Source organism: Nocardia alba NBRC 108234 (genome assembly GCF_001612665.1).
Classification (GTDB): domain Bacteria; phylum Actinomycetota; class Actinomycetes; order Mycobacteriales; family Mycobacteriaceae; genus Nocardia; species Nocardia alba.
Genome location: NZ_BDAX01000002.1, coordinates 1 through 21,829, shown reverse-complemented (window position 1 = coordinate 21,829; position 21,829 = coordinate 1). Strand labels below are relative to the sequence as shown.

General features: G+C 67.0%; 20 protein-coding genes. 7 read left to right on the top strand and 13 right to left on the bottom strand.

Features of this window, described 5'->3' with window-relative positions:
- Positions 1 to 161: 161 nt before the first annotated feature.
- Positions 162 to 914 (top strand): hypothetical protein, encoded by a 753-nt coding sequence (locus NA12_RS01835; protein WP_067445297.1) that lies wholly within the window; start codon positions 162 to 164, stop codon positions 912 to 914.
- Positions 915 to 1,067: 153 nt separating this feature from the next.
- Here the strand turns inward: NA12_RS01835 and NA12_RS01830 are convergent, their stop codons facing one another.
- On the bottom strand, positions 1,068 to 1,601 hold the full coding sequence (locus NA12_RS01830) for a hypothetical protein (protein WP_132369832.1): 534 nt from the start codon (positions 1,599 to 1,601) through the stop codon (positions 1,068 to 1,070).
- Between the two features lie 91 nt (positions 1,602 to 1,692).
- On the opposite strand from NA12_RS01830, the gene NA12_RS01825 reads away from it, so the two are divergent.
- Complete coding sequence (locus NA12_RS01825) at positions 1,693 to 2,550, top strand: caspase family protein (RefSeq protein WP_067445293.1); 858 nt, start codon at positions 1,693 to 1,695, stop codon at positions 2,548 to 2,550.
- Between the two features lie 165 nt (positions 2,551 to 2,715).
- Here NA12_RS01825 and NA12_RS01820 read toward each other — a convergent pair whose 3' ends face one another.
- Complete coding sequence (locus NA12_RS01820) at positions 2,716 to 4,692, bottom strand: S1 family peptidase (RefSeq protein WP_067445291.1); 1,977 nt, start codon at positions 4,690 to 4,692, stop codon at positions 2,716 to 2,718.
- Between the two features lie 108 nt (positions 4,693 to 4,800).
- Entirely contained in the window at positions 4,801 to 5,583 is a 783-nt protein-coding gene (gene legP / locus NA12_RS01815; RefSeq protein WP_067445289.1) for a Dot/Icm T4SS effector Zinc-dependent metalloprotease LegP, read from the bottom strand.
- Positions 5,584 to 5,758: 175 nt separating this feature from the next.
- On the opposite strand from legP, the gene NA12_RS01810 reads away from it, so the two are divergent.
- On the top strand, positions 5,759 to 6,232 hold the full coding sequence (locus NA12_RS01810; RefSeq protein ID WP_067445287.1) for a hypothetical protein: 474 nt from the start codon (positions 5,759 to 5,761) through the stop codon (positions 6,230 to 6,232).
- A 16-nt stretch (positions 6,233 to 6,248) separates the two neighbouring features.
- Here NA12_RS01810 and NA12_RS01805 read toward each other — a convergent pair whose 3' ends face one another.
- From NA12_RS01805 to NA12_RS01790, 4 genes are all read right to left on the bottom strand, one after another.
- Positions 6,249 to 7,454 (bottom strand): glycoside hydrolase family 76 protein, encoded by a 1,206-nt coding sequence (locus NA12_RS01805; protein ID WP_084472292.1) that lies wholly within the window; start codon positions 7,452 to 7,454, stop codon positions 6,249 to 6,251.
- A 114-nt stretch (positions 7,455 to 7,568) separates the two neighbouring features.
- Entirely contained in the window at positions 7,569 to 8,237 is a 669-nt protein-coding gene (locus tag NA12_RS01800) for a TetR/AcrR family transcriptional regulator (RefSeq protein WP_084472426.1), read from the bottom strand.
- Positions 8,238 to 8,286: 49 nt separating this feature from the next.
- Positions 8,287 to 9,882, bottom strand: a complete 1,596-nt coding sequence (locus NA12_RS01795) for a GMC oxidoreductase (protein WP_132369831.1) — start codon at positions 9,880 to 9,882, stop codon at positions 8,287 to 8,289.
- Positions 9,883 to 9,895: 13 nt separating this feature from the next.
- Positions 9,896 to 11,221 (bottom strand): lipase family protein, encoded by a 1,326-nt coding sequence (locus NA12_RS01790; protein WP_084472291.1) that lies wholly within the window; start codon positions 11,219 to 11,221, stop codon positions 9,896 to 9,898.
- A 260-nt stretch (positions 11,222 to 11,481) separates the two neighbouring features.
- Here NA12_RS01790 and NA12_RS01785 point away from each other — a divergent pair, with 260 nt between their 5' ends.
- Both NA12_RS01785 and NA12_RS01780 read left to right on the top strand, forming a co-directional pair.
- Complete coding sequence (locus NA12_RS01785; RefSeq protein WP_067445285.1) at positions 11,482 to 12,513, top strand: TlpA family protein disulfide reductase; 1,032 nt, start codon at positions 11,482 to 11,484, stop codon at positions 12,511 to 12,513.
- 173 nt (positions 12,514 to 12,686) lie between these two features.
- Positions 12,687 to 13,037 (top strand): BP74-related protein, encoded by a 351-nt coding sequence (locus NA12_RS01780; protein ID WP_067445283.1) that lies wholly within the window; start codon positions 12,687 to 12,689, stop codon positions 13,035 to 13,037.
- 60 nt (positions 13,038 to 13,097) lie between these two features.
- On the opposite strand, the gene NA12_RS01775 is transcribed toward NA12_RS01780, so the two are convergent.
- Positions 13,098 to 14,642, bottom strand: coding sequence for an MFS transporter (locus NA12_RS01775; protein WP_067445281.1), 1,545 nt, complete (start codon positions 14,640 to 14,642; stop codon positions 13,098 to 13,100).
- Between the two features lie 339 nt (positions 14,643 to 14,981).
- Here NA12_RS01775 and NA12_RS01770 point away from each other — a divergent pair, with 339 nt between their 5' ends.
- Entirely contained in the window at positions 14,982 to 15,992 is a 1,011-nt protein-coding gene (locus tag NA12_RS01770) for a glutathione S-transferase family protein (RefSeq protein ID WP_067445279.1), read from the top strand.
- Between the two features lie 93 nt (positions 15,993 to 16,085).
- A complete protein-coding gene (locus NA12_RS01765) occupies positions 16,086 to 17,186 on the top strand; it encodes a hypothetical protein (RefSeq protein WP_067445277.1) in 1,101 nt (366 codons plus the stop codon).
- On the opposite strand, the gene NA12_RS01760 is transcribed toward NA12_RS01765, so the two are convergent.
- From NA12_RS01760 to NA12_RS01740, 5 genes are all read right to left on the bottom strand, one after another.
- Positions 17,100 to 17,474, bottom strand: coding sequence for a hypothetical protein (locus NA12_RS01760; protein ID WP_067445275.1), 375 nt, complete (start codon positions 17,472 to 17,474; stop codon positions 17,100 to 17,102). The genes NA12_RS01765 and NA12_RS01760 overlap by 87 nt on opposite strands.
- Positions 17,475 to 17,477: 3 nt before the next feature.
- Positions 17,478 to 18,131: a hypothetical protein gene (locus NA12_RS01755; RefSeq protein WP_067445273.1), complete on the bottom strand. Its 654-nt coding sequence runs from the start codon at positions 18,129 to 18,131 to the stop codon at positions 17,478 to 17,480.
- A 40-nt stretch (positions 18,132 to 18,171) separates the two neighbouring features.
- Complete coding sequence (locus NA12_RS01750) at positions 18,172 to 19,092, bottom strand: D-alanyl-D-alanine carboxypeptidase family protein (protein ID WP_243654869.1); 921 nt, start codon at positions 19,090 to 19,092, stop codon at positions 18,172 to 18,174.
- A gap of 341 nt (positions 19,093 to 19,433) precedes the next feature.
- Entirely contained in the window at positions 19,434 to 19,850 is a 417-nt protein-coding gene (locus NA12_RS01745) for a hypothetical protein (protein ID WP_243654868.1), read from the bottom strand.
- A 347-nt stretch (positions 19,851 to 20,197) separates the two neighbouring features.
- Positions 20,198 to 21,568 (bottom strand): MFS transporter, encoded by a 1,371-nt coding sequence (locus tag NA12_RS01740; protein WP_067445267.1) that lies wholly within the window; start codon positions 21,566 to 21,568, stop codon positions 20,198 to 20,200.
- Positions 21,569 to 21,829 lie beyond the last annotated feature (261 nt).

The window sequence follows — 21,829 nt, the reverse complement described above, 5'->3', positions numbered from 1 at the left end:
AGGCAGCGCGACATCGCCGATGTCGTCGCGCGAGTGGGATGCCTGCCCGATCGGGTAGCGCACTACGCGCGCGCCGCGGCCGCTCGATGGACGAATCTGGCATCCAGGGCGCCCGCGCACCGCGGGCGGTACCCGTCACAGCGACAGAAAGGGGGACCGGGGTGATCACGCCGATCGAGATCAAAGTGAACCTCGACGGAGATGTCGCGGCAGCACTGCGCAGGCTCCGATGTCTGGATACCGTCGCGGCTCACCGTGACATCTGGTTCGCCGAGCCGCCGCACCCGGGGACGGTTGGAGCACCCACCCTGCTGTCGAGTCGCATCGTTATCCGGTTGCGCAGCGGCGAGGAGCACGACGATCTCACCGTCAAACTGCGACCGTGCGTGCGCTCCCAGTTGACGGGCCGCTGGGCCGCGCCCTTCACCGAGCCGGGAGTCCGGTATCGCATCGAAAGCGATTGGTCGGCCGATCGGCGGATGCTGTCGGCCTCGGCGATCAGCTCGCGGCCCCCCGGTACGCTGCGCGCGGTCGCGACCCGCGGCGTCGATGTCACCGACGCGCTGCACTCGGCGCAACGCCAGTTCCTGGTGAGTTGCACACCGCCCGGCGTCGCGGTCGACCACCTGCGCGCGATAGGACCGGTGTCCTCGGCACGGTGGACGGGGGTGCCGGTGGGCAATCTGCGCGCCGACGTCGAACGGTGGAACACCGCCGGACTCGACCTGGTCGAGTTGTCGCTGAAAGTCGCACCACAACAGGGTGATTCGCCCGTCGACCTGCACCTGCGCGCGCTCGAAGCCCAGCGCGAACTCGAGGCCGCCCTGCGCGGGCACCGCGTGATGATCGCGGCGGGAGACACCAAAACCGAGCAGGTGCTCACCGCGCTGACGACAACGCGCCCACTCGGGTAGCGCTCGGCAGGTGGTCGCTGACCGGCCCTGATCGACATCGTCGGCGACGCGGGCCGGCCTGTGCGACTGTCGCGATGCCGGAGGATCCCGAATCGACCACGCTGTCGATCGGGTCAGCGTCCGGCGGACCCGCGGCACTGCCATCGCGGCGGCTCAATTGGCGATGATGAAGTTGAACATCACCCTGATATTGCTGTTCCACCCGACGTGATATCGCACCGTCATGGTGCCGTCGGCATGCGGAACCACGTTCAAGACCTGGGTGGTGGCAGGCCCGAGGAACGGGGTGTCATTGGTGTCGATCTCGGTCAGGCTGACCGAGACCTGACTGTCGGCCCGCACGTCGGCTGTGGGGAAGCCGAATACCCAGGCACCCGTTCCGTGGGTGCGCAAAATCTTCCGTGCCCAGAAGATCGACGTGATATTGGTCTGGTTGATCGCCCGAACGTCGGCGTCGTCGGCGCCGTAGCCGGTTTTCGACGACCCTGAAACCTCTTCTTCGGTATCCGCGCTCGCTGCCACGACCGCGTCCTCCGCATCCATCTCCAACATGTCGGTGACCTTTCTCGGTGGAAAACTGTGTGCAGATATCGTCGCGCGTGGGTATGCGGGTGCGAATGCGTAATCCACTACCCGAATACGCGCGAGTGGGCGCCGTTCCTTTACCACATTCGAGTAGTCGGCCACGCTATCGAGTTCCGCACGGCCGCAGGAGGATCAAGAGGTGCCGAAAACCCTCGGCACAGGAAATCATTTCTCTCTGGATGGAGGAACGACGGTGACCGGATATTCTGTGCATATCGGATTGAACAGGGTCGATCCCGCCGCGTACGGTGGCTGGGACGGCGCGCTCGCAGGCTGCGTGAACGACGCGAATTCCATGGCGGCGCTGGCCGCCGCGCAAGGATTCGCCACCTCGACGAAATTACTCGACAATGCGGCGACCTCTTTCGCGATCATCGGCGAAATCGGTCAGCTGGCGCACAATGCCCGACCCGGCGATCTCGTCCTCATCACCTATTCGGGCCACGGCGGCCAGACCTGGGATGTCGACGGCGAAGAGGACGACAGCCAGGACGAGACCTGGGTGGCCTTCGATCGCCAGATCGTCGACGACGAGCTGTATCAGATGTGGCGGCAGTTCGCGGCGGGCGTGCGCGTGGTCGTGTGCTCCGACAGCTGCCACAGCGGATCGGTGGTCCGCGACGTGTTCACCCGCGACGCGCGGGCGGCGATCGTCGACGTGGCCGAACGCGCCGCCGATCCGGCCGGGCTCACGGTGGTCTCGGGCAGAGCCAAGGCGATGCCGCGCGAGGTCCAGAACGAGGACAACAAACGGCGTAGACAGCTGTATTCGTTCGTCCAGCGCCTGAGCGGACCGCAGGCGCGGGCAGACATCACGGCGGGCGTGCTCCTGCTCGCCGGCTGCCAGGATTCCCAGCTGTCCTACGACGGACCGGTCAACGGGCAGTTCACGGGGTCGTTGCTCGAGGTCTGGGGCAACGGCAGCTTCACCGCAGGGTATTCGCAGTTCCACCGGCAGATCATGAACATCATGCCGCCCGACCAGGTGCCGAACCTGTTCACGATCAACGCCGACGCCGATTTCCTCGATCAGCGCCCGTTCACCCCGTAGCCGCCGAAGGTGCGGGGTCCACCCCGCACCGTCACGGTCGGCCTCGGGTTGTACAGCCACGCGACGCCGTCGTGCGCGTATACGTTCTGCCACAGACGATGTCGTCGGCACCGATCACCCGGTCGAAGATCTCCTTGCCGTGGCCGCCGCAGTCGGTATGGCCGCTCAGGCGGACAGCGTGTGCCCGATCGTGGCCGCTATCGCCGCGTGGGCCAGGTACTCGGCGATGTCGTGCGCCCGCTCCTTGGGGTTCTCGACCGGGAGGTCGCGCAGATCCGACCCCCAGTCCTGACTCAGCGGGCAGCCGATGGCGATCGGATCACCGGCGTACCAGGTGTTGAGCCAGGCACCGACCCGCTCGGGCCTGTTCGGTCCCCCGGCCAGCAACTTGCGGTACACCCCATCCATCCCGAGCGGGCTGCCCGCGGTCACCAGCAGTCGCACGTCCACTTCGCGGGGCAGCTGGGTGAGCAGATCCATCGCGACCACGGTGCCGAGGCTGTGGCTGACCAGGATCAGTTCGCCGCTGGTAGGCACGTCGGTGAGCACGGCGTCCAGCACACTCTTGCGGACCCGTTCGCTGTCGAGATAGGCGGCGACGTCTTTGAAGATGGCGCCGATCAGCGCGGAGTCCAGGCCGCTGCGCGCGGCGATCCAGCTGAGCTGGTCGTGCAGGCGCCCCAGCACCACCGCCCCGAACCCGCCGAAGATCTCGCGTGCTTCCGGGTCGGCGGGCAGATCGCCCTCGTCCGGCATCCCGGCCCGGTGCGCCGCCTCGGCGACCAGACTCTCGTACGAGGCCGGACCGGAGTCGACGGCCTCGCGGGTGTCCATGCTTTCCAGCAGTCGGTCACCGTAGAAGGGGAAGTACACATCGGCGGGGTCGATGGGGCTCAGGCCCGCGAGAGTGAGTCCCTTGTTCAAACCCGCTGTCCAGTTGCGGCGCAGCTCGACCGGGTCGCGGCCCTGCTGCCCGCGCCCGTGCAGGAACAGCACAGTGCGGCGGCCACCGAACGCCGTCGACCGGCCACGCAGGCCGCCCACCAGGCTTTCGGGGGCCGATACCGCGGCCGGCACCGGCCGTGTCATCGCCGACTCTCGCGGTGGGATCGCCGCGAGCCCCAGTTCGTCGAGCAGGACGCGCTGCGCCGGATCGAACTGCCGCGATCCGAGGTCGCGCAGCAGCACGCTCACCCGAACGCCCTCGTTGGCGATCCAGTCGATCGCGTCGTCCCCATCCCCTGACTGCCACGGTGTGCCGTCTTTGCGCAGGACCCGTCCGTGCTCGTCCTTCTTCGGGACGCCCGCGTGGTGCAGCGCCACGATTTCCCACTGGTCGTTGAAGACGGGCGAGCCGGAGTTGCCGGGCTCGGTATCGGAGGCGTAGTGCAGGAAGTCGTCGAGTTGCAGGTCGAGGCGGTTGTGCCGGATCGAGATCTCCTTGAGCCGTCCCGAAGGGTGCCCCACGACATTCATCGCCTCGCCGATCACGATCTTGCCCGGCTTGGCGATCAGTGGGTTCCAGCCGAAGGTCGTGCCGGGCGCCACGCCGTCGGAACCCGGCGCCACCCGCACCACGGTGTAGTCGAGGTGTTTGTCGGTCACGAAGAAGTCCTCAGGTGCGAGGCGGTAGCGCACAGTGGGGTTCACGGCGTTGTCGATGCCGACCTCGGCCCGGAAATCGATCACCACCGACTCCGCCGCCCCGGCCGACGGCAGCACATGGTTGTTGGTGAGCAGCAACTGTGGGGACACCATCGAACCGGTTCCCATCGGCACCTCACGGCCGTTGTCGGCCAGCGAGATTCGCGCCACCGTCGCGGCGGCGCGAGCACCGCGGGGAAGGAAGTTCGCGGCCTGCAACTCGTTGGCGAAGCCGATGACCCGCTCGAGGGAGCGGATGCTGTCGACCGGGTCCTGCCTGCCGAGTGCGATCACTGCCTGCGCCGGGACTTCGCCGGTGACGAGCAACCGGTCGGCACGGGCGAGAATCTGTTCCTCGGTGTCGACGACATCGGACTCGGCCACCGCCCGCAAGCGGGTCACCTCGTCGCGTTGTGCCTCGGTGTCGTCGAATCGCCGCGATGCGGCGGCCATCTGTTCGTGCCACGCGGCGGTGCGCGCTTCACTCTCGCTGTCCATGGGTCACCTCGCCCGGAGATTTGTGTGCTGGGGTATTCAGCCTGGGCGCGAGCGCGGTGCCGAGCACGAGTAGTCGACCACTCGACTTCACCGCGGCGCCGCGCGATGTCACGGATAGATCGTGTGGGCGGCGTTCACATCGCCGGCCGACAGCGCGGAGCGCTGACCCATCGTCACACCGGGCGGCACGGGTACGCGCGCGATGATCGTCGCCTGCCCGGTGGTGCTGAACGCGGTGGCGGGGTAATGCATGATCGAGCCGAAGTCGTAGCCGCCGACGTCGTCACCGTCGGTGATGTGCTGGTCGAAGTTGTGTCGATGGGCCGGATCGACCCGGTCCAACCGCACCGCGATGAAGTTGCTGCGGTCCTCCCTGCTCTGTTCGTGCCAGAGCCCGAGTGCGTGCCCCATTTCGTGGACCACGGTGCCCACGGGTGCGGCGGCCGTGAGTTCGATCGTCTGGCGTCCGCCTCGCCGCCCTACCGGTGAACGGCTCGCCGTGCTCGGCACGAACCGCACGAAGTCGCCGTGGGCGCCGGTACGCGGGACGAACCGGATCCTGGTGCGGGAGTTCCAGTGCGCGACCGCGTCGAGAACCCGTTGTGGCGCGGGCAGGGCCGGGTCGACTTCGAAGGGGACAACGGCATCGGGCCACCGGAATACCGCACCGGAGATCACCACGCCTTCCTGCCGACGGCGGGCTTCGATCTCCTCGACGGTGCCGAGCACGATGTCACCTTCGAAGATCGCGAGATCGTCGACCGCGGCGTAGCGCAGTGCGCGCACACCGTGTGCCACGCTGCCGATCAGTGCTGAGCCCGCTTCCGGACCGGAGTGGAATTCGCCGTCGTCGGTGTCGATAACCTGCGAGACGGTGTCGTCGATGATCATGGCGGTCGCGCTTCCTGTGTGGGAGTCGATGTCGGCGGGATCCGTCGCCTCTTCGGGAAAGCGTGCTCCGATGACTTCCGACTCGCGTGAGTAGTGCGCTACCCGACGCTCGCGCGCGGCATCAGGATCAGCACTGACTACGCTGACACCAGTCCGTGAACAGAGGAGACTTTCCATGTGGCCATCCGACTGGCCCCCGTCTGCGCGCGCGATCGCGACCGCCATCGAGGCCGCCGTCGGCGCGGCGCAGTCGGCTGACGAATCCGGGTTCGTCGCGGCCACCGCGGATCTGTCCGAACTCCCGGCCGACCAGGTCACCTCGGTGCTGGCGGCGATCATTCGGGAACTGCTCGAGACCGCGCACCCGGATGGCCTCACCGGTGATGATGTGCGCGCCGTGCTGGAATCGGTGGTGCGCCGATCGGCGACGTGGCTGCCGCGACTCGACGCCGCCGCGGTGTTCAGCGCGCTGGCCGGGGCGCTCGGGATCGATGAATCGACCGAATCCGAGCACGAGCGAACCGATCCCCGACCCTCGGCGGTCCTCCTGATCGACTACCTGGCCGAACTCTCCCGGACACCACCGGGTGAGGCCGTGCGGCGCGCGATCAACGAGATCGCCAGGGCCGAAACCGTCGAAATGCCGTGAGCCGCCGCGGATCAGTTCAGTGGCCGGCGACAGTGAGCCGGTAGTCCGCTTCGAGTAGCATCCATCCGCTCAGCTGCACCGAGAGATCCCGGCTCAGGTTCGCCGACGATGCGGCGGACGTGTCGGCGAGCTGGAGGAAGGTTCCCGGATGTTCGGGCACCGTGACCGGTCGGGTCCAGTCCGCACCGAACAGTGGTAGCCCGTTCACCTCGGCACGGTTCGCCCAGGCCGCCCGCGCGGAGGCGTGCACGATCGCCGCCGCGGTCGTATCACCCAGCGACAGTGCGGTTTCGGCGAGGTAGCGCGCGAGGATTCCCATGAAGAGCCCGGAATCGTTGCCTGCGGCGGCGGCGATCACCCCCGCGGTGGTGAGCCGCCGCTGCACCGCGGTGACCAGCGTCGCCGCGCGGTCGCGGTGCGCCGGTTCGCCTGTGCGCGAAGCCAATTCGGTCTCCAGACCGATGGTCACACCCTGGCAGTAGGTGTGGACGGTGCGATCCACCCGACCGCCGGGCTCGTGGACACCGTCGTGGATCAGGCCACTGGCGGGGTCACGCAATCGTGTGTGCAGGAATTCGGCCAGCTGGGTGGCACGGGAGACCTCGCCGAGACGGGCCAACGCGATGCCGGTCGGGCCGATCGCGGGGGTGTTGTAGAAGTCGTCGCCGTTACGCCACGGCACCGCACCCACTTCCGGGTTCCACCCCTCGATCAGGGCACCCCGAAGATCGCCCATCGCGTCGTCGAACCGGACGTCGAGCAGGCGCGCGGCACGCTCGAGCGCGATGGCCAACCACCCCATGTCGTCGTAGTACCGGTTGGTCCAACCGGTGATATTGCGGGCCCGGATGCCGCGTGCGAGGGCGAAAATCCGATCGATGCGGTCGGGAGTGCGGCTTCGATGCGCGGCGTCGATCGCACAGTCGAGCAGGTGCGCCTGCCACCAGTAGCACCAGCGCCCGAGTAGGGACCTCTCAGTCAGATCCGCCGGCCACTCGAGTACCCCCAATTGATAGTCGGACAGACCGAGAAGCGAATGCACATGCCGCGCTACGATCGCCTGTTCCGCCAGGTCAGCGCGCTGCCCCGGACCGATGTCGGCCGAGCACTTCCTGGTGATCGTGCCCGCCTGCGTCGGCTGAGCGACCACGGTCAGCGCGATCGCCGCTCCGGCGGCGCACAGCACAGTGCGTCGGCTGACCTCGTGGTTGCGGCGATCCATCCGCTGGGGCTCCTCGTGCTGGACATCGGCGTTGATGCCGAGTCCTCAGAGTCCCGCGTGGCGATTGCCAAAGCCTGAACTACTCCGGTGCGCCGCGAAAACGTTTCCCACCGGTTACTGCTGGTCGCTCTCGGTACCCGGGGAGTAGGGCGAGCTGAAGCCCCGATCCCATTCGAACGGCGTCGACCCGGTCTCGGCGGTCCGCTCGGCGGCCGCGGCGAAGGGAACGTTGTTCTGGGTGAGTCGGACGATGGTGCGTTCGAGCACGGGCAGGATCTCGGTGATCGCGAGGTCGCCGTGCGCGAAACGTCCGACCAGGGCATAGACCATATTGGTCAGCACGAGTGCGAGATCGGTGACGTACTGGTCGTCGAGACTGGCGAACATCGTGCTCACCGCGGGCAGCACCGCGTTGAAACCCTGTGCGTCGAGCCGCTGCCCGCCCGGGCCGGACCGGGCGTGGGAGTAGGCGGCCAACATCCGAGGATGGCGCTCCCACGGCTCGAACACGTAGCGGGTCACCCGCGTGAGCACCTCGGCGAGCGACTCACCGGCTCGCGGCGGGTCGAGTGTGGTGTAGGTGTTGGTGGCCATCCACTGCGCGACGGCGGCGATGACGAGTTCGTCGCGAGTGGGGTAGAGCTTGTAGACGGTGGTCAGCGACACCTGGGCGATACGAGCCACCCGGCGCAGCTGAACCGCGTCGTACCCTTCGGATTCGAGCAACGACAGGGTGGTTTCGGTGATCTTGCGCGCGGGATCACCTTCGCCCTTTCTAGCCACCACGCCACACTAGTCCATCGGCTCGGCGCGCCACCGAGCCGACTCGATCTCAGATGCGGGTTCCCACGTCCGCGGCGACGAGATTGTCCAAGGCCCGTTCCGCGACCGCCGCGATGGTCATCGACGGATTGCACGCGGCGGCATTGCCCGGCAACAGCGCACCGTCGAGTACGTAGAGACCCGGCTGGTCGTGGACGCGCCCGTCCAGGTCGCACACCGCGCCCATGCTCGCCCCACCCAGCGGATGCCAGGTCGAGGGAAACAGCGAGTTGGTATCGAGCAGCATCCCGCCAGATCCCACGATGCGGCGTACCGAGGGGTCGATGTGGTTGTTCTGGATGGTCTGGTCGCCGTCCTGTGGCCAGTGCAGAATCGCGTCGTCGCGGGCGGCGTCGTAGACGAACGATCCACGACTGTCGCTGACGCCGTAGCCGACGAGCATCGTGCTGGCCGGATCCACCGCCAGCGGCGGGATCGACGCCTGGATCACGGTGTGCGCGGCTCGCGGATCGTCCCAGTTCTTGCTCCCGTAGACCACTGGACCGCCCTGCGGCGCACCGAATTCCGCGGTCGGGTCCGTCCACACGTAGATGCGGTCGGCGTTGGTGCCCCAGTTCTGTCCGAGCCCGTCGGGCAGGTCGGGGATCAGGCCCTTGGCACCGGCGCGCACGAGCAGGCGGGTGGTGTTGAGACTGCCCGCGGCCAGGATCACCGAGTTCGCGGTGAGCACCTTGTTCTCGACCACGGCTCCGGTGGTGTCGAGGCGTTGGACGTGCACGGTCCAGCGACCGTCGCGAGCGCGTTCGAGATCGGTCACCTCGTGCAGGGTCTGCACCTGGCACCGGCCGGTCGCTTCGGCCGCGGCGATGTAGGTGACGTCGACGGAGTGCTTGCCGCCGTTGTTGACTCCCATCGCACCGTCACCGTTGGTGTAGGAGGCCTTCATCTCCCCACGCAGTTCGGCGAGCGCGAAATCCCAGTCGATGGGCATCGGGATCTTCGACAGCGGCATCCCGGCTTTACGCACCCGCTCCGCGAAAACCCGTGCCGCCCGGTAGTTGTCGGCGGCGATCAGTTCGTCGGGGGCTTCGGCCAGACCGAGCATCCGCGCCACGCGCGGATAGTGCACGCGATCCATCTTCGCCCAGTCCAGCTCTTCGGGGAAGTGCGCGTTGAACACCGCCTCGGCGGGTTGCAGCGACATCCCTTGGTAGACCAGCGATCCGCCGCCGAGACCGGCGGCGCACAGCGCGGTCATGTTCACCCCGGGCACCGCTTCGACCAACCCGGCGTACGGGTCGAAGACGAGCGGTCGTCCGAACAGGTTCGGACTCGACCGATACCACAGCAATCGCTTGTCCGGGGCGGACGCGCGCGGGAAGGTCTCGGCGTTCGGCCCGCTGGGCCAGCGCTGACCCCGCTCCAGCACGGTCACGTCGACACCGGCCTGCGCCAATCGCAGCGCACTGACACCGCCACCGAATCCCGACCCGATCACCACCACCCGATGGTCCTCGTAGGTCAGCGGCACAGTGTTGGATCGCAAGGCGATCGGCGTGGGCGTGCCCGTCGGGCGGGCACCGAGAAGTAGTCCGCTCGCTGTTGCCGCGGCAACCAGCATCGAGCGGCGCGAAATGTCTTTCACGCAAGATCCTTGTTCAGTCGATACTGCAGCCGGAGACCGGCTTGTCAGCGAGGCGATCGAGTAGATAGGTGAACGCGTTGTCAGGTCCGAAGCCGTCGATGATCTCCGGACCGAAGTGACCCGGGATGGTGGTTCCGGGCAGGATCGGCGGGAGCTCGTTCGTGCGGAAGGTGACCGTGGCGCCCTGGCCGCACCAGTCCTCGGCGAGTCGGCGAGCCTGTCCGTAAGGGACGGTGTCGTCGTTGCGGCCACTGGTGATCAGGACCGGCGAGGTCGGCTTCGAGTTGCCGATGCGCAGTTCCGCCAGGACGGGAAGCGCTTCGGGCAATTCGGCGAGATGGGCCGACAGCGGTCGGCCGTCGTTGGTCAGCGTCTCGGTTTTCAGGAAGGGGTGGTGCAAGATCACGTCAGCGATGCAGGAGTCGCTCAGCGTGTCCAGCATGGCGCGCCCGGCCGGGCTGGTGACCCGGTCGACCGCACGCTGCAGTTCGGGGTACCGGGCGAGCATGCCGTTGACGGCGAACCCGATCGCACCACCGATCAACGCACCGTCGATCTTCTCCAGGATCGCGGCGAGGTCGGCCACCGGTCCCCCGGCCCAGGTGCCCTTGATGTTCAGTTCCGGCGCGTAATTCGACTGCATCTCCGCGGCGGCCGCGGTAGCGCCACCGCCCTGGGAGTAACCCCAGAGCACGACCGGCGTCTCCGGTCCGACCCCGCCCAGATTGTTGGCCGCGCGGACACCGTCGAGAATCGCGTGCCCGCTCTCGATCCGGTTGGCGTAGGTGTGGATGCCGGGGGTACCGAGACCGATGTAGTCGGTCACCAGCACCCGCGCACCCAGGCTGCTCCACACCACCGACGACGGCAGTTCCTGGTTCGCCGACAGGCCCAACTGCTCGGTGAACACCGTCAGCCCGGTCGAGAACGCGATCGACATCGCGCAACGGTCGGCCTGACCCGACGTGCCGGGACCGATGACCACGGTCGGACGCGGGCCGGCGCCCTGCCACGGACCGGTCGGCTCGAGGTAGGTCCCGCTCACCGCGACCGGAGACCCGTCCTGCAGTCGAGACGTGTACATCACGCGCTGCGCCTTGCCCGGCCAGCCCTGCGGGGTGGGCGGGGTCATGAACAAGTTCATCGGCTCGGTCTTGACGATCGCGCCCGGCTCCTGCGGAATCCGGTCCGGCGGTGTGTAGAACGCGCCGACGGGATCGGCCGAGGCCGTCCCCGTCTGGACCACCACGCCGGTCGCCGCCATCACACCGGCCATAGCCATGATCGCGGCGACGCGGCCGACGCGCGGCCACACTCGTCCAAGATCCTGTCGCTTCATCGAGAACCTCTCAGTAGTCGTCACCGGCAGCCTCGTCGCCGCAGTGACCCACATCGCCGGAGGGACAGATCATGATGCCTGTCACACCAGCGCCGACCCGAGGGTAACACGGTTACTGCTCAGTACGAACTGGCGGCGGGCCCAGCGACTCGCCGTACGACCGACCGAGCGACTCGCCGTGTCAACCGGGGAACGCGCGTGGTGAAAGCTGTTCACGTAATTCATCTTTCAGACCACTCGGGCTGTGGGATGGTGCCAGCATGCTGATCGAATACGGAGTGTGGGGTTCGCGATTGGTACTGGCCGGGGCTTTCGGACTGTCGACATGGGGGAAGTTGTCGGACGGGCCCGCGACACGAAAGGCACTGGTCGATTTCGGGATAGGCATCAGGTGGGTTCCCGCGGTGGCGATCGGATTACCGGCGATCGAAGGGGCGGTGGCCGCGGGATTGCTGCTGCCGTGGACGGCGGGAGTCGCGGGCGCGGGCGCGGCGCTGCTGCTGGCGGCATTCACCGCGGCGATCGTGCGATTGCTGGCGCGCGGTGAGCACCCGAACTGCTCCTGCTTCGGCGCGGCGAGTTCGGCGCCCATCGGGCCCGCGACGCTGGTGCGTAACGGGCTCCTGCTCGCCCTGGCCGCCCTGGTCGTCCTCGGCGCCCTGCGCTACCCGCAGATTCCCCTCGGCTTGCCACTAGAGGTAGGCGTCGGACTCGCGCTGATCGTGGCCATGGCGGTCGTGCTGATCTGGACGCTCGGGCAGGTGCACGCACTCCGTCGCCGGGTCGACGAACAGGCCCTGTCGACCCTCGGCGCCGAAGGACTGCCGGTCGGCGCGGTGGCGCCGGAGTTCGAGCTGCTGGCAGGCGAGCGTGCGCGGATCGACCTGGCGTCGCTGCTCGCACCGGGAAAGGCAGTCCTGCTCGTGTTCGTCCATCCGGGGTGCGACCTGTGCGCAGCCTTGGCGCGCGAGCTGCCCCGCTGGCAGTCGCGCGTGCGCGAATCGCTGACGATCGCGCTGGTGGGCAACGGCGATCTGGACGAACACCTCGCCTGGGGCCGCGCGCAGGAGGTGGGCGATATCCCGGTCCTCGTACAACAGGGCAATGAGGCCGCTCTTCGCTATCGGGTTCGCGGAACCCCGTCAGCGGTCCTGATCGGCGCGGACGGACGGGTCGCGGGTGCGGTCGCCCGGGGCGCTATCGCGGTGCGCGAGCTGATCACCGCGGCGAAGGCAGCGGCGGGGCGGCAATCGCCCCGTCGAGACGAGCTCGCCACAGGGACGCGCCGATAGGCGCCCCGTCACCACCCCGTTTCACAGACCGAAACCGACCAATTCCCTAAGCTGTTGTTTCCCAACAGCTTTCATTCGCAATGTATTCACCTCGCCACGAATCGACCGATACACTCGACCTCGCAACACGCTCGACTCCCGCTAGCCGAACACATCGACCAAGGGGAAATGTCATGGCGCTCTTTGCATTCACCGACTACAGCGGAAAAGAATTCATTTTCCAGCTGAACAACGAACAGAGGATCGCGGAGGCGCGAAGAATCCTGTCCGGCGACGAGACGATGTCCATCCATGTCATGGGCAGGATCCGCAAGACCGCGCAGAGCTACAACCCCGGGTGGAGCTTCCACCTCGATCCCGACACCATCACGTTCTTCACCATGGCCATCGAGGTCTGCGACTCGAGCATCGTCTACACCGAGGAAAACCTCGATGAAGCGTGTGGCGCGTTCCTGCCCGGCTGCTTCTGGTGTCCGTGGTCGTCGCGGCTGACACGTGAGGTGACGGCCTCGGTCAACGCCTGATGCCGATCCGGCCGACGCGGTGCGCGTCGGCCGGAATCCCTCGCGTCGCCAGCCGTGGAACTAGGTGACGTCCGCGCGGTGCCGGGCCGCGTCGACGGCGGTGAACGCCGCCGCGGCGAAAATCATCAACGCCGAAACGAGCAGCGCCACATCGAGTCCGTGATGGAATGCCACCTTGCCCGTGTTGAGTACCTCGGTAACCTTCGACAGGTATTTCAGATACGGGCCGATATCGACGCCCTCGGGAATCTTCCCGAGCTCCACGGCATGAATGGCATCGGGCTGCAGCGAGGCAGGCAGACCCAACTCGTTCATGCGCGCCTTCAGATCAGCGGACAGGAACCCACTCACGAGCGCACCGAGTACGGCCACGCCGAACGCCGAGCCGACCTGGCGCATCGTATTGGTGACCGCGGCGGCCATGCCCGAATGTTCGGACGGGACGCCCGACATCACCGCCGATGTCAACGGCACCACCGCGATCCCGAAACCGAAGCCCGCCACCGCCATCGCCGCCGACAGGGCAGGATCGTGAATGACGCCCGACAGCATGTACCGGGTCAGCAGGATGCCGCTCGCACCGACGACGCAACCCAGGATCATCGGCGTGCGAGCGCCTCGCCTGGCCACCCACCAGCCCGCGACCAGTGACCCGATCACGATCGCGACAGCCATCGGCACGAAGACCGTGGCGGTGCGCGCGGCCGAATACGACTGCATCACTTGCAGATACAGTGCGGTGAAGAAGAAGATCGAGAAGATGCCGAAGTAGACGGCGAAGGCCACCACCAGCGCGCTGCGCACAGCGGGTAAGCGCAGATAGCGGAAATCGAGCATCGGCGCGCGGGCCCGCAACTCGACCACGACGAATCCGGCGAACGCCACAGCGCCGACCGCGAACAGCGCGAGCACCGACGGCGCGGTGTAGCCCAGATCCTGACCGACGGTCGCGGCGTAGATCACCGACCCGAACGCGATCGCGCTCAGCAGCGCACCGGCCCAGTCGATCGGCTCGGGGCGCGGGTCCGCGCTCTCCGGCACCGACCACAGCGCCGCGACCAGCGCCACCGCGGCGATCACCAGGTTGAACCAGAAGATCGAGCGCCACCCGTACGCGTGGACCAGAACACCACCCAGCACCGGTCCGGCGGCGAGCGCGAGGCCCGACACCGCCGCCCACACCCCGATCGCCTTGGCGCGAGCGCGGTCGTCCGGGAAGATGTGCCGCAGCACCGACAGCGTTCCCGGCTCCGACGCCGCCGCGCCGAGTCCCATGATCGCGCGACCGGCGATGAGCACCGCGACACTGCTCGCGAGCGCCGACACCACCGACCCCGCGCAGAAGATCACCAGACCGACGATCATCACCCGCTTGCGTCCCCAGCGGTCACCGAGCGACCCGCCGGCCAGCATCAGCCCGGCGAACACCACGGTGTAGGCGTTGACCACCCATTGCAGCGCCGTCACGTCGGCGCTCAGATCACTCCGGATATCCCCCAGCGCCACGCTGACGACGGTGGTGTCGAGAAAGGTCACAAATACCACTACGGCGACTGCGGTCAGAGCGACACGCGGTCGCGCCGTCCCGCCCGGCGCTTTGCCCATCGGTCTCACGGACCCAGGTTACTGGCGGGTTAGTCAGGACGCCAGACAGTGACCCGCCGACGATATCGGACCGTCGCGCACCGGCGGAAGTACCGGGCCGCCACCGCAATTCCCTGCCTCACCTCCTGAAATCCCCACTTCGACGCACGTTGTTCTCCGGACATCGCGATCCGGCCGGGCGAAGCGGGCACCGCGATTTCATCGAAGATTCACACGTCGATTTCCCGCTCCGCGCAGCGATCACGACAAGCCGAGAAAGCCGGCCGACGGTCGAACGCCGGCTCTCGGGAGCGCACCGACGGTCGGCTCGCCCAGCGCTCGGTGTGCGAGACTGGGTCGGTGAGTGAGGCCGACGCGGGCACCTATGTCGAGGCGGGCGAGTTCCGCCGCGATACCAACTACATCACCACGCGGATCACCGCCGACGGGCGTGACGGCTACCCCGTGGAACCGGGGCGATATCGGCTCGTCGCGGCCAGGGCGTGTCCGTGGGCCAACCGCACGCTGATCGTGCGCAGACTGCTCGGGCTCGAGCCGGTACTGTCGCTCGGCCTGTGTGGGCCCACCCACGACAAGCTCAGCTGGACCTTCGATCTGGATCCGGGTGAGGTCGATCCGGTGCTGGGCATCCACCGTCTGCGCGATGCCTATCTGGCCCGGTTCCCGGACTATCCGCGCGGCATCACCGTGCCCGCGGTAGTCGAGATCGCCACCGGACAGGTCGTCACCAACGACTACGCGCAGATGACCCTCGACTTCTCGACCGAATGGACCGCCTATCTCCGGCCGGGCGCACCGCAGCTGTATCCCGAACCGCTGCGCGAGCAGATCGACGCGATCAACCGCGACGTGTTCCGCGACATCAACAACGGCGTCTACCGGTGCGGGTTCGCCGGCGATCAGGACGCCTACGACGCCGCCTACGCGCGGCTGTTCGCCGCACTCGACCGCATCACCGAACGGCTGAGCACCCAGCGGTATCTGGTCGGCGACACGATCACCGAGGCGGACGTGCGGCTGTTCACCACGCTCGCCCGGTTCGACCCCGTCTATCACGGCCATTTCAAGTGCAACCGCACCAAGCTCAGCGAGATGCCGGTGCTGTGGGCCTACGCGCGCGACCTGTTCCAGACGCCCGGCTTCGGCGACACCATCGACTTCGGGCAGATCAAAGAGCACTACTACGCGGTGCACCGCGATATCAATCCCACCGGCATCATCCCGGCGGGCCCCGAGCTGTCGAACTGGCTGACTCCGCACCACCGCGAGGAACTGGGTGGACGCCCCTTCGGCGACGGCACCCCACCACCGCCGCCCGCCCCCACCGAGCAGGTGCCCGCAGTCGACTGACGCCTCGACGGTTCCGATAGTCAAGCGCGACAACAGTTTCGGCGGTTCGTCGCTACGGTTTCGTGTCGGTGCCCATCGCTAGCGTGTGCACGTATGGACACCGTGCCCGATGCCTGGTTCGCCGAATTGCTGACACGGCTGCGCGCGAGCGACTTTCGCACCTTCACCCGACTCGATGTCGAACAGGCGTGCGCCACGGTGGGATGGACGCTCGAGGGCGGCGGCCGGGTGAGCATCCCGGGAACGCCATCCGGTGGCCAGATCGCCGACGATCCGATTTCCGGGGGCGAGCGGTGTGCGCATCTGTCCATCGTCATCGCGACCATCGAACCCGAACAGTTCCGCCGATACCTGGAGTCGACGGTGGCGACCTGGGGTGCACCGACGTGGTTGTGCGGACTGTCGGATCTCGACGTCGGCTGGGTCGACGGCGACGCCCTGCGCACCCTCGCGCTCTCCGGCCGGGGCCGGGTGTCGCTGCGGATCGAGTCCCTCGACGCGGATGCCCACCGCAGGTGGCGGAACTGGACGACCCAGTATCGTTACCCCGCTCTCGTCGACGAGGACGACCGGGTCCCGACCGATGAGCACGATATCGCGGACACCAGCGCCGACGAGTACGCAGTCGGCTACACCTGGTCGGCAGGTTCGACCAGGCGCGGCAGCGAGATCTGGAGCGTGTACACCCTCGGCCACCTGCGCGGCCTGCTGACCGATCTGCTGGCCGGCGTCCATCTCGCCATACGCGCGCTGGGACCAGGCCCCGAGCCGCTCGTCCTGCACTTCTTCGACCGTGACAAGACACCGGACCGCTACGCCCAACTCGAGCTGTCGCCGACCGAGATCCGCCTGCGCGCCTTTACGACCGCGACCACGCGGCCCCATCTGGACCGGCTCGGCTTCGTCGACTGCGGTGACGGCAGCGCCACCCGGATGTGGCCGACCGACCAGCCACGGGCGGCCGCCACCGTCACCGTGGTCTTTCTGCACCGCGTGGGGCTCGGTTCCGAGAATCTGACGATGACCGAGTCGGGCAACCCACTACCGCTCGACCACTTCTCGGTGGACTTGCAGGTCGATCTGGCAGGCGAGGGCAGTCTTGCGCCGTCAGCTGTCCTGGAGTCGTTCGAACGGCCCCTCGGAGTGCACAGTGCGCCGGCCGAGGCGGCCGATCAGGGCGGCGAGGACGAATAGGGCGGTCAGGATCACGAAGTGGGCGACGAAGAGCGCCAGCACGGGGAGGATAAAGCCCTCGTCGCTGAGAATGCCGCGGTCGCCGACGCAATACAGGGTGTAGTTGGTCGACGTGCCTTCGGAATCGTGGAAGGTGTCGGAGACGACCACGGGTTCGCTCACCACAGGCGCGCAGAACAGGGGTGCGGTGAGTTTCGCTTCGCCCGGCCACAGGGCGACAGCGATGATGATGGTGAGAACAGCGGCGGCACCGGCAAGCGATACCGCGGAAATCAGGACCCGTCGCACGCGCTACACCTGCTGGACTCGAAGGAAGGTGCCGGTCCGGTCGAACTCGGCGACCATTTCCGAACGCGGCGACAAGACGTTGGCGACTATGCGGATCTCGCGGCCGAAACGGCTCACCACGATGACGGTCACCTGCCCGTCGGGCAGCGTGCTTCGGGCGAGGGCGGTGTCGACGATGTCTTCGATCCGCGACAGACCGGGTACCTCGCTGACGGTGAAATCCTCGCCGTCGAGGTCGTCGGCGGCCGAAACCCGCACCGGGCGTGGCGCGCTGAGATCGCCGAGGGTGAAGAAGTAGTCGTCGAGCTGCCGGGATCGATCAGGTGGTCGCACGCGCAGCCGGACGGTAGGTGCCCGAGCGGCCAGCACCTCCTCGCCGGCCAGATAGCGGGTTACCTGGGCGGGTTGGTCGTTCAGAGTCAGACGGAACCGGGTCGAGTTCGGCGGAGTGAGGATGATGACGTTCGCTTCGAGGTCGGTGGCGCCGGTGCGCTGGGCCAGCGCCGCGATGGCGTCGCGCGGCAACGAACTCACCAATCCGCCGCCGCGCTCTCGCACTTGATCCTCGAAATCCGCCCGGTCCACCGCGCCGACGCAGCCGCTGGTACCCAGCACGACCAGGCAGACGAGGACCCGAAACCAGCTGCCATCGCGCACATCCCGAATGCTAGGCGGTGCGCGAGGATCGCGCCGCTCCTCAGCCGCCGAGAGGTTGCAGCACGCGCAGAATCGGGTCGTAGGCCCAGTTCAGCATGCGCTCGGCGTCCTGTCGCGCGACAGCACTGCTGTGGTCCGAGCTGTGCAGCACGACACCGATCAGCGGGATACCGGCGCGCACCGTCTCGAACATCAGGCAGTGTCCGGCGGCATCGGTGTTGCCGGTCTTGATGCCGATGGTTCCGGGGTATTCGTCGAGCATGCGGTTCGTCGTTTCCCAGTGGTGCTCGTGGTTGGCGGGTCCGTCGGGAACATGGAAGTACCTCGCACCGACGATCTCGCGGAACAGCGGCAGGTTCATCGCGCGCACACCCAGCGCCACGAGGTTCGCCGGAGTGGAATAAGTGGAGTAGTCGGTGGGGTACGGCATGCCTGCCGGGTCACTGAAATGTGTTCCGGCCAAGCCCATTACCCGCGCGGTGTCGTTCATTCTGGCCAGAAATCCGCCTTGGCCGGGGCCGAACGACTCGGCGATGGTGTAGGCGGCGTCGCAGCCCGACGGCAGCAACAGCGCGTAGAGCAGTTGGCGCGCGGTGAGGACCTCACCGGCGACGAGTCCGGCGGTACTGCCGTTTTCCCTGGCGCAGTAGGCGCCCGCCTCCTGCGGCACCGTCACCGGCCGTTCGAGATCACCGCTCATGATCACGACCACCGCCGTCATCACCTTCGCGATGCTGGCGATCGGAACGGGAGTGTTGGCCTCACGCGACCACACCACCGTCCCGGTGAGCCCTTCGGCCAACGCCGCACCCGAGGCCTGCACACCGCCTGGCCCAGCGGCCGGCCACGGCAGCAGCCCGTCAGCACTCCCGGAGGGTGCGGCACCCGCAGCGCCGTGACCAGCCATGACGATCAGAACCCCGACGGTGAAGGCGTGCAACATCGTGGCAAATGTCCGCATGGCGACATTCTGGCTCACAACTACGCCGGCCTGCGGGATTTACCCCCTCGAGTCAGACAACTCCTTGCCTTTCCCGACAGAACCCGGCCCTGATCGCGAATCACAACACCGCCCTGGTCGCGAAATTCAGCACCGCTCGAATCGGTTTTCGTGAATTTCGGCATCTCCCGGCCAGTCGACCGGCCCGGGTCCCCCGCGCTCCGACCAGCTGCGGGAGGTCATACGTGAGTGACGGGCAGGAACCCTTAGGCACCCGATTGCCGGTACTCAACACTGGCTTGGATTCGTTGATGTGAGGACAGGCGCACGAAGGCACTGAGGTGTACCGACCGTCGGCATCGCTATGCTCTGGCTGCGCCTTCTGGCCACACGATGTCGACCGGGATGCCGTGCTTTCGCGCCAACTCGACCACGGTGCCGGTGCCCGCCCGCTGCCCGTCCTGACTGTCCCAGACCGCGATCATCCGATCTACCCCTTGAACGAGCGCCACGTTCGCGGCCTCGTAGGCTTCGCGGCCCGCGCTGTCGAAGTCCATGACCCGCACCTCGGCGGCACGAGCGATCAGCGCATCGAACTGGGCAGCGTGGTCGGGCTTCACCTTCGCTTCACGATAGTCGCGCGAGGGCAGCACAACCTCCAGTTGGCCACCGACGTCGAGGACAGCTTCGGCGAAGACGCTGTCGGCACCGCGTGCGATGCACGATATCCCGACGAGACCAGGTGTTCCGTCGAGCAGGTCGATGACTGCTTCCCGCACTAGTCCAACTGTCGTGGGAGTGATGTTCATGTGTCCGGTGACACTGATCCGCATGTCGCCATCATGCCGGGGACAGCACCAGCGGGTACAGCAGGTCCCGCAGCTCCGCAGCTCACGGTTAACATCGGCGCGGACGCGGCCACACCCCAGATCGATCGACCTGCGGCACTTAGTCGCGGCAGTAGCCGGTTGTCCTGCGTGAGTTGGCCAAGTCGATTGATTCCGGTTGGGCCCCACCACCGAAGGCCAGGTCGTGATCTGTATGCGGATCCGACAACCCGACCTCGCTCCGCCCGCCAGTCATGGTTGAGAAGGGCGGAGCGTCGGCGTATTACACCCGCTCGAGCTCAGTCGGCGGTCACGCTTACCGGTGTTGCTGTGACCGGTGAAGCAACTTGCGCGTGTCGTCGCAGTGTTTCCTTCGACAGGTACACCGCGAGTGCGGAAACGAGAGTCAGTGCGATGAAGTAGCACGCGATATAGGTTGTGCTGCTTTTGTTGTCGAGTTCGAACAGCCAATTCGCCATCAGTGGGGCCGTGCCCGCACCGAGCACCGAACCGAGTTGGAAGGTGAGTGAGACGCCGGTGTAGCGGTCGCGGGTGGCGAATTTCTCGGCGAGGAACGCGCCGATGGGGCCGTACATCGAGGCTTGGATGATCGGGTTGCCGACAATGAATCCGAGCGCGATCAGCCATGGGTTGTTCGAGTTGAACAGGGCGAACATCGGGAAGACGAGCACCACGGCGACCGCGGCCCCGGTGAGCATGACCGGGCGGCGGCCGTATCGGTCGGACAGCCAGGCGAAGAACGGGATGGCGAAGATGTGCAGGACGCTGGAGAACGTCAGCATGTAGAGAGCGTCCTGGCGAGCGACCGCTCCCCCGGCGGCGACGTAGGGCACGACCCATACCGCCAGCAGTGCCTGCATGAACAGCGGGCCCGCGACCGCGAGCATGCCGTAGAGGCTCGACAGCGGGTACTGGCGGATCACGCGCAGGATCGGCACGCCGGTGTGGACGTCGTCGGCTGTCCGGGCAGCGGCGAAGTCAGGGGATTCTGTGACGCTGTAGCGCAAGTACAGGCCGACTACGACCAGCGCGGCAGACAGCAGGAACGGGATACGCCAGCCCCAGCTCAGGAATTGTTCATCCGGAAGGCCTGCGAACAGGGCGAGGATCAGCGTGGCGAGGACCGAGCCGGTCGGGCCGCCGGTGACAGCGATCGAGGCGGCGATTCCGCGGCGGCGATGTCCGACGTGCTCGGCGGCCATGAGGGTCGCTCCCGCCCATTCGCCGCCGACAGCCAATCCCTGAATGATCCGCAAGCCGACCAGAATGATCGGTGCCGCGACACCGATGGTTTCGTAAGTGGGCATCAGCCCGATGCACACCGACACCGCGCCCATCATCACCAGGGTGATCACGAGCATGTTCTTGCGCCCGACCCGGTCGCCGAAGTGGCCGAACAGAATTCCACCTACCGGACGTGCGAGGTAGCCGGCGAGCAGAATCACGAAGGACAGAGTCGCGCCCAGCGAGGCATCCATCGATTTCGGGAAGAACAGCGCCGGGAACACCAAACCCGCCGCGGCCCCGTACAACAGGAAGTCGTAGTACTCGACAGTTGAGCCGAGGAAGCTGGAGATCAGCGCTCGTCGCGAGTCCTTCTGTGTCGCGGCGCCGGTATCCGGTTGCGGCGGTGTGAGTTCGGTACTCATGCGGGGTCCTTCGAGGGTCGCGCGAATTCGCATACTGTGTGAGACGAGTCACGAATCTAAGACCGTTTTGTCCGCTTTCCAAGGTTGTGTGCCATCGTGCGGAACGATGCGGTCCGGGCATGCCGATGCGAGTGGGCCGAGTCGGATTGCCCTGTCGGAGAGCCGATTTCGGGGAGTTCGCTTGCGGTTCACACAGCGAGAGACACCGCCGAACGCCTGGTGCCGCTCACGTGAGCGGCACCAGGCGTTCGGCGGTGTGGG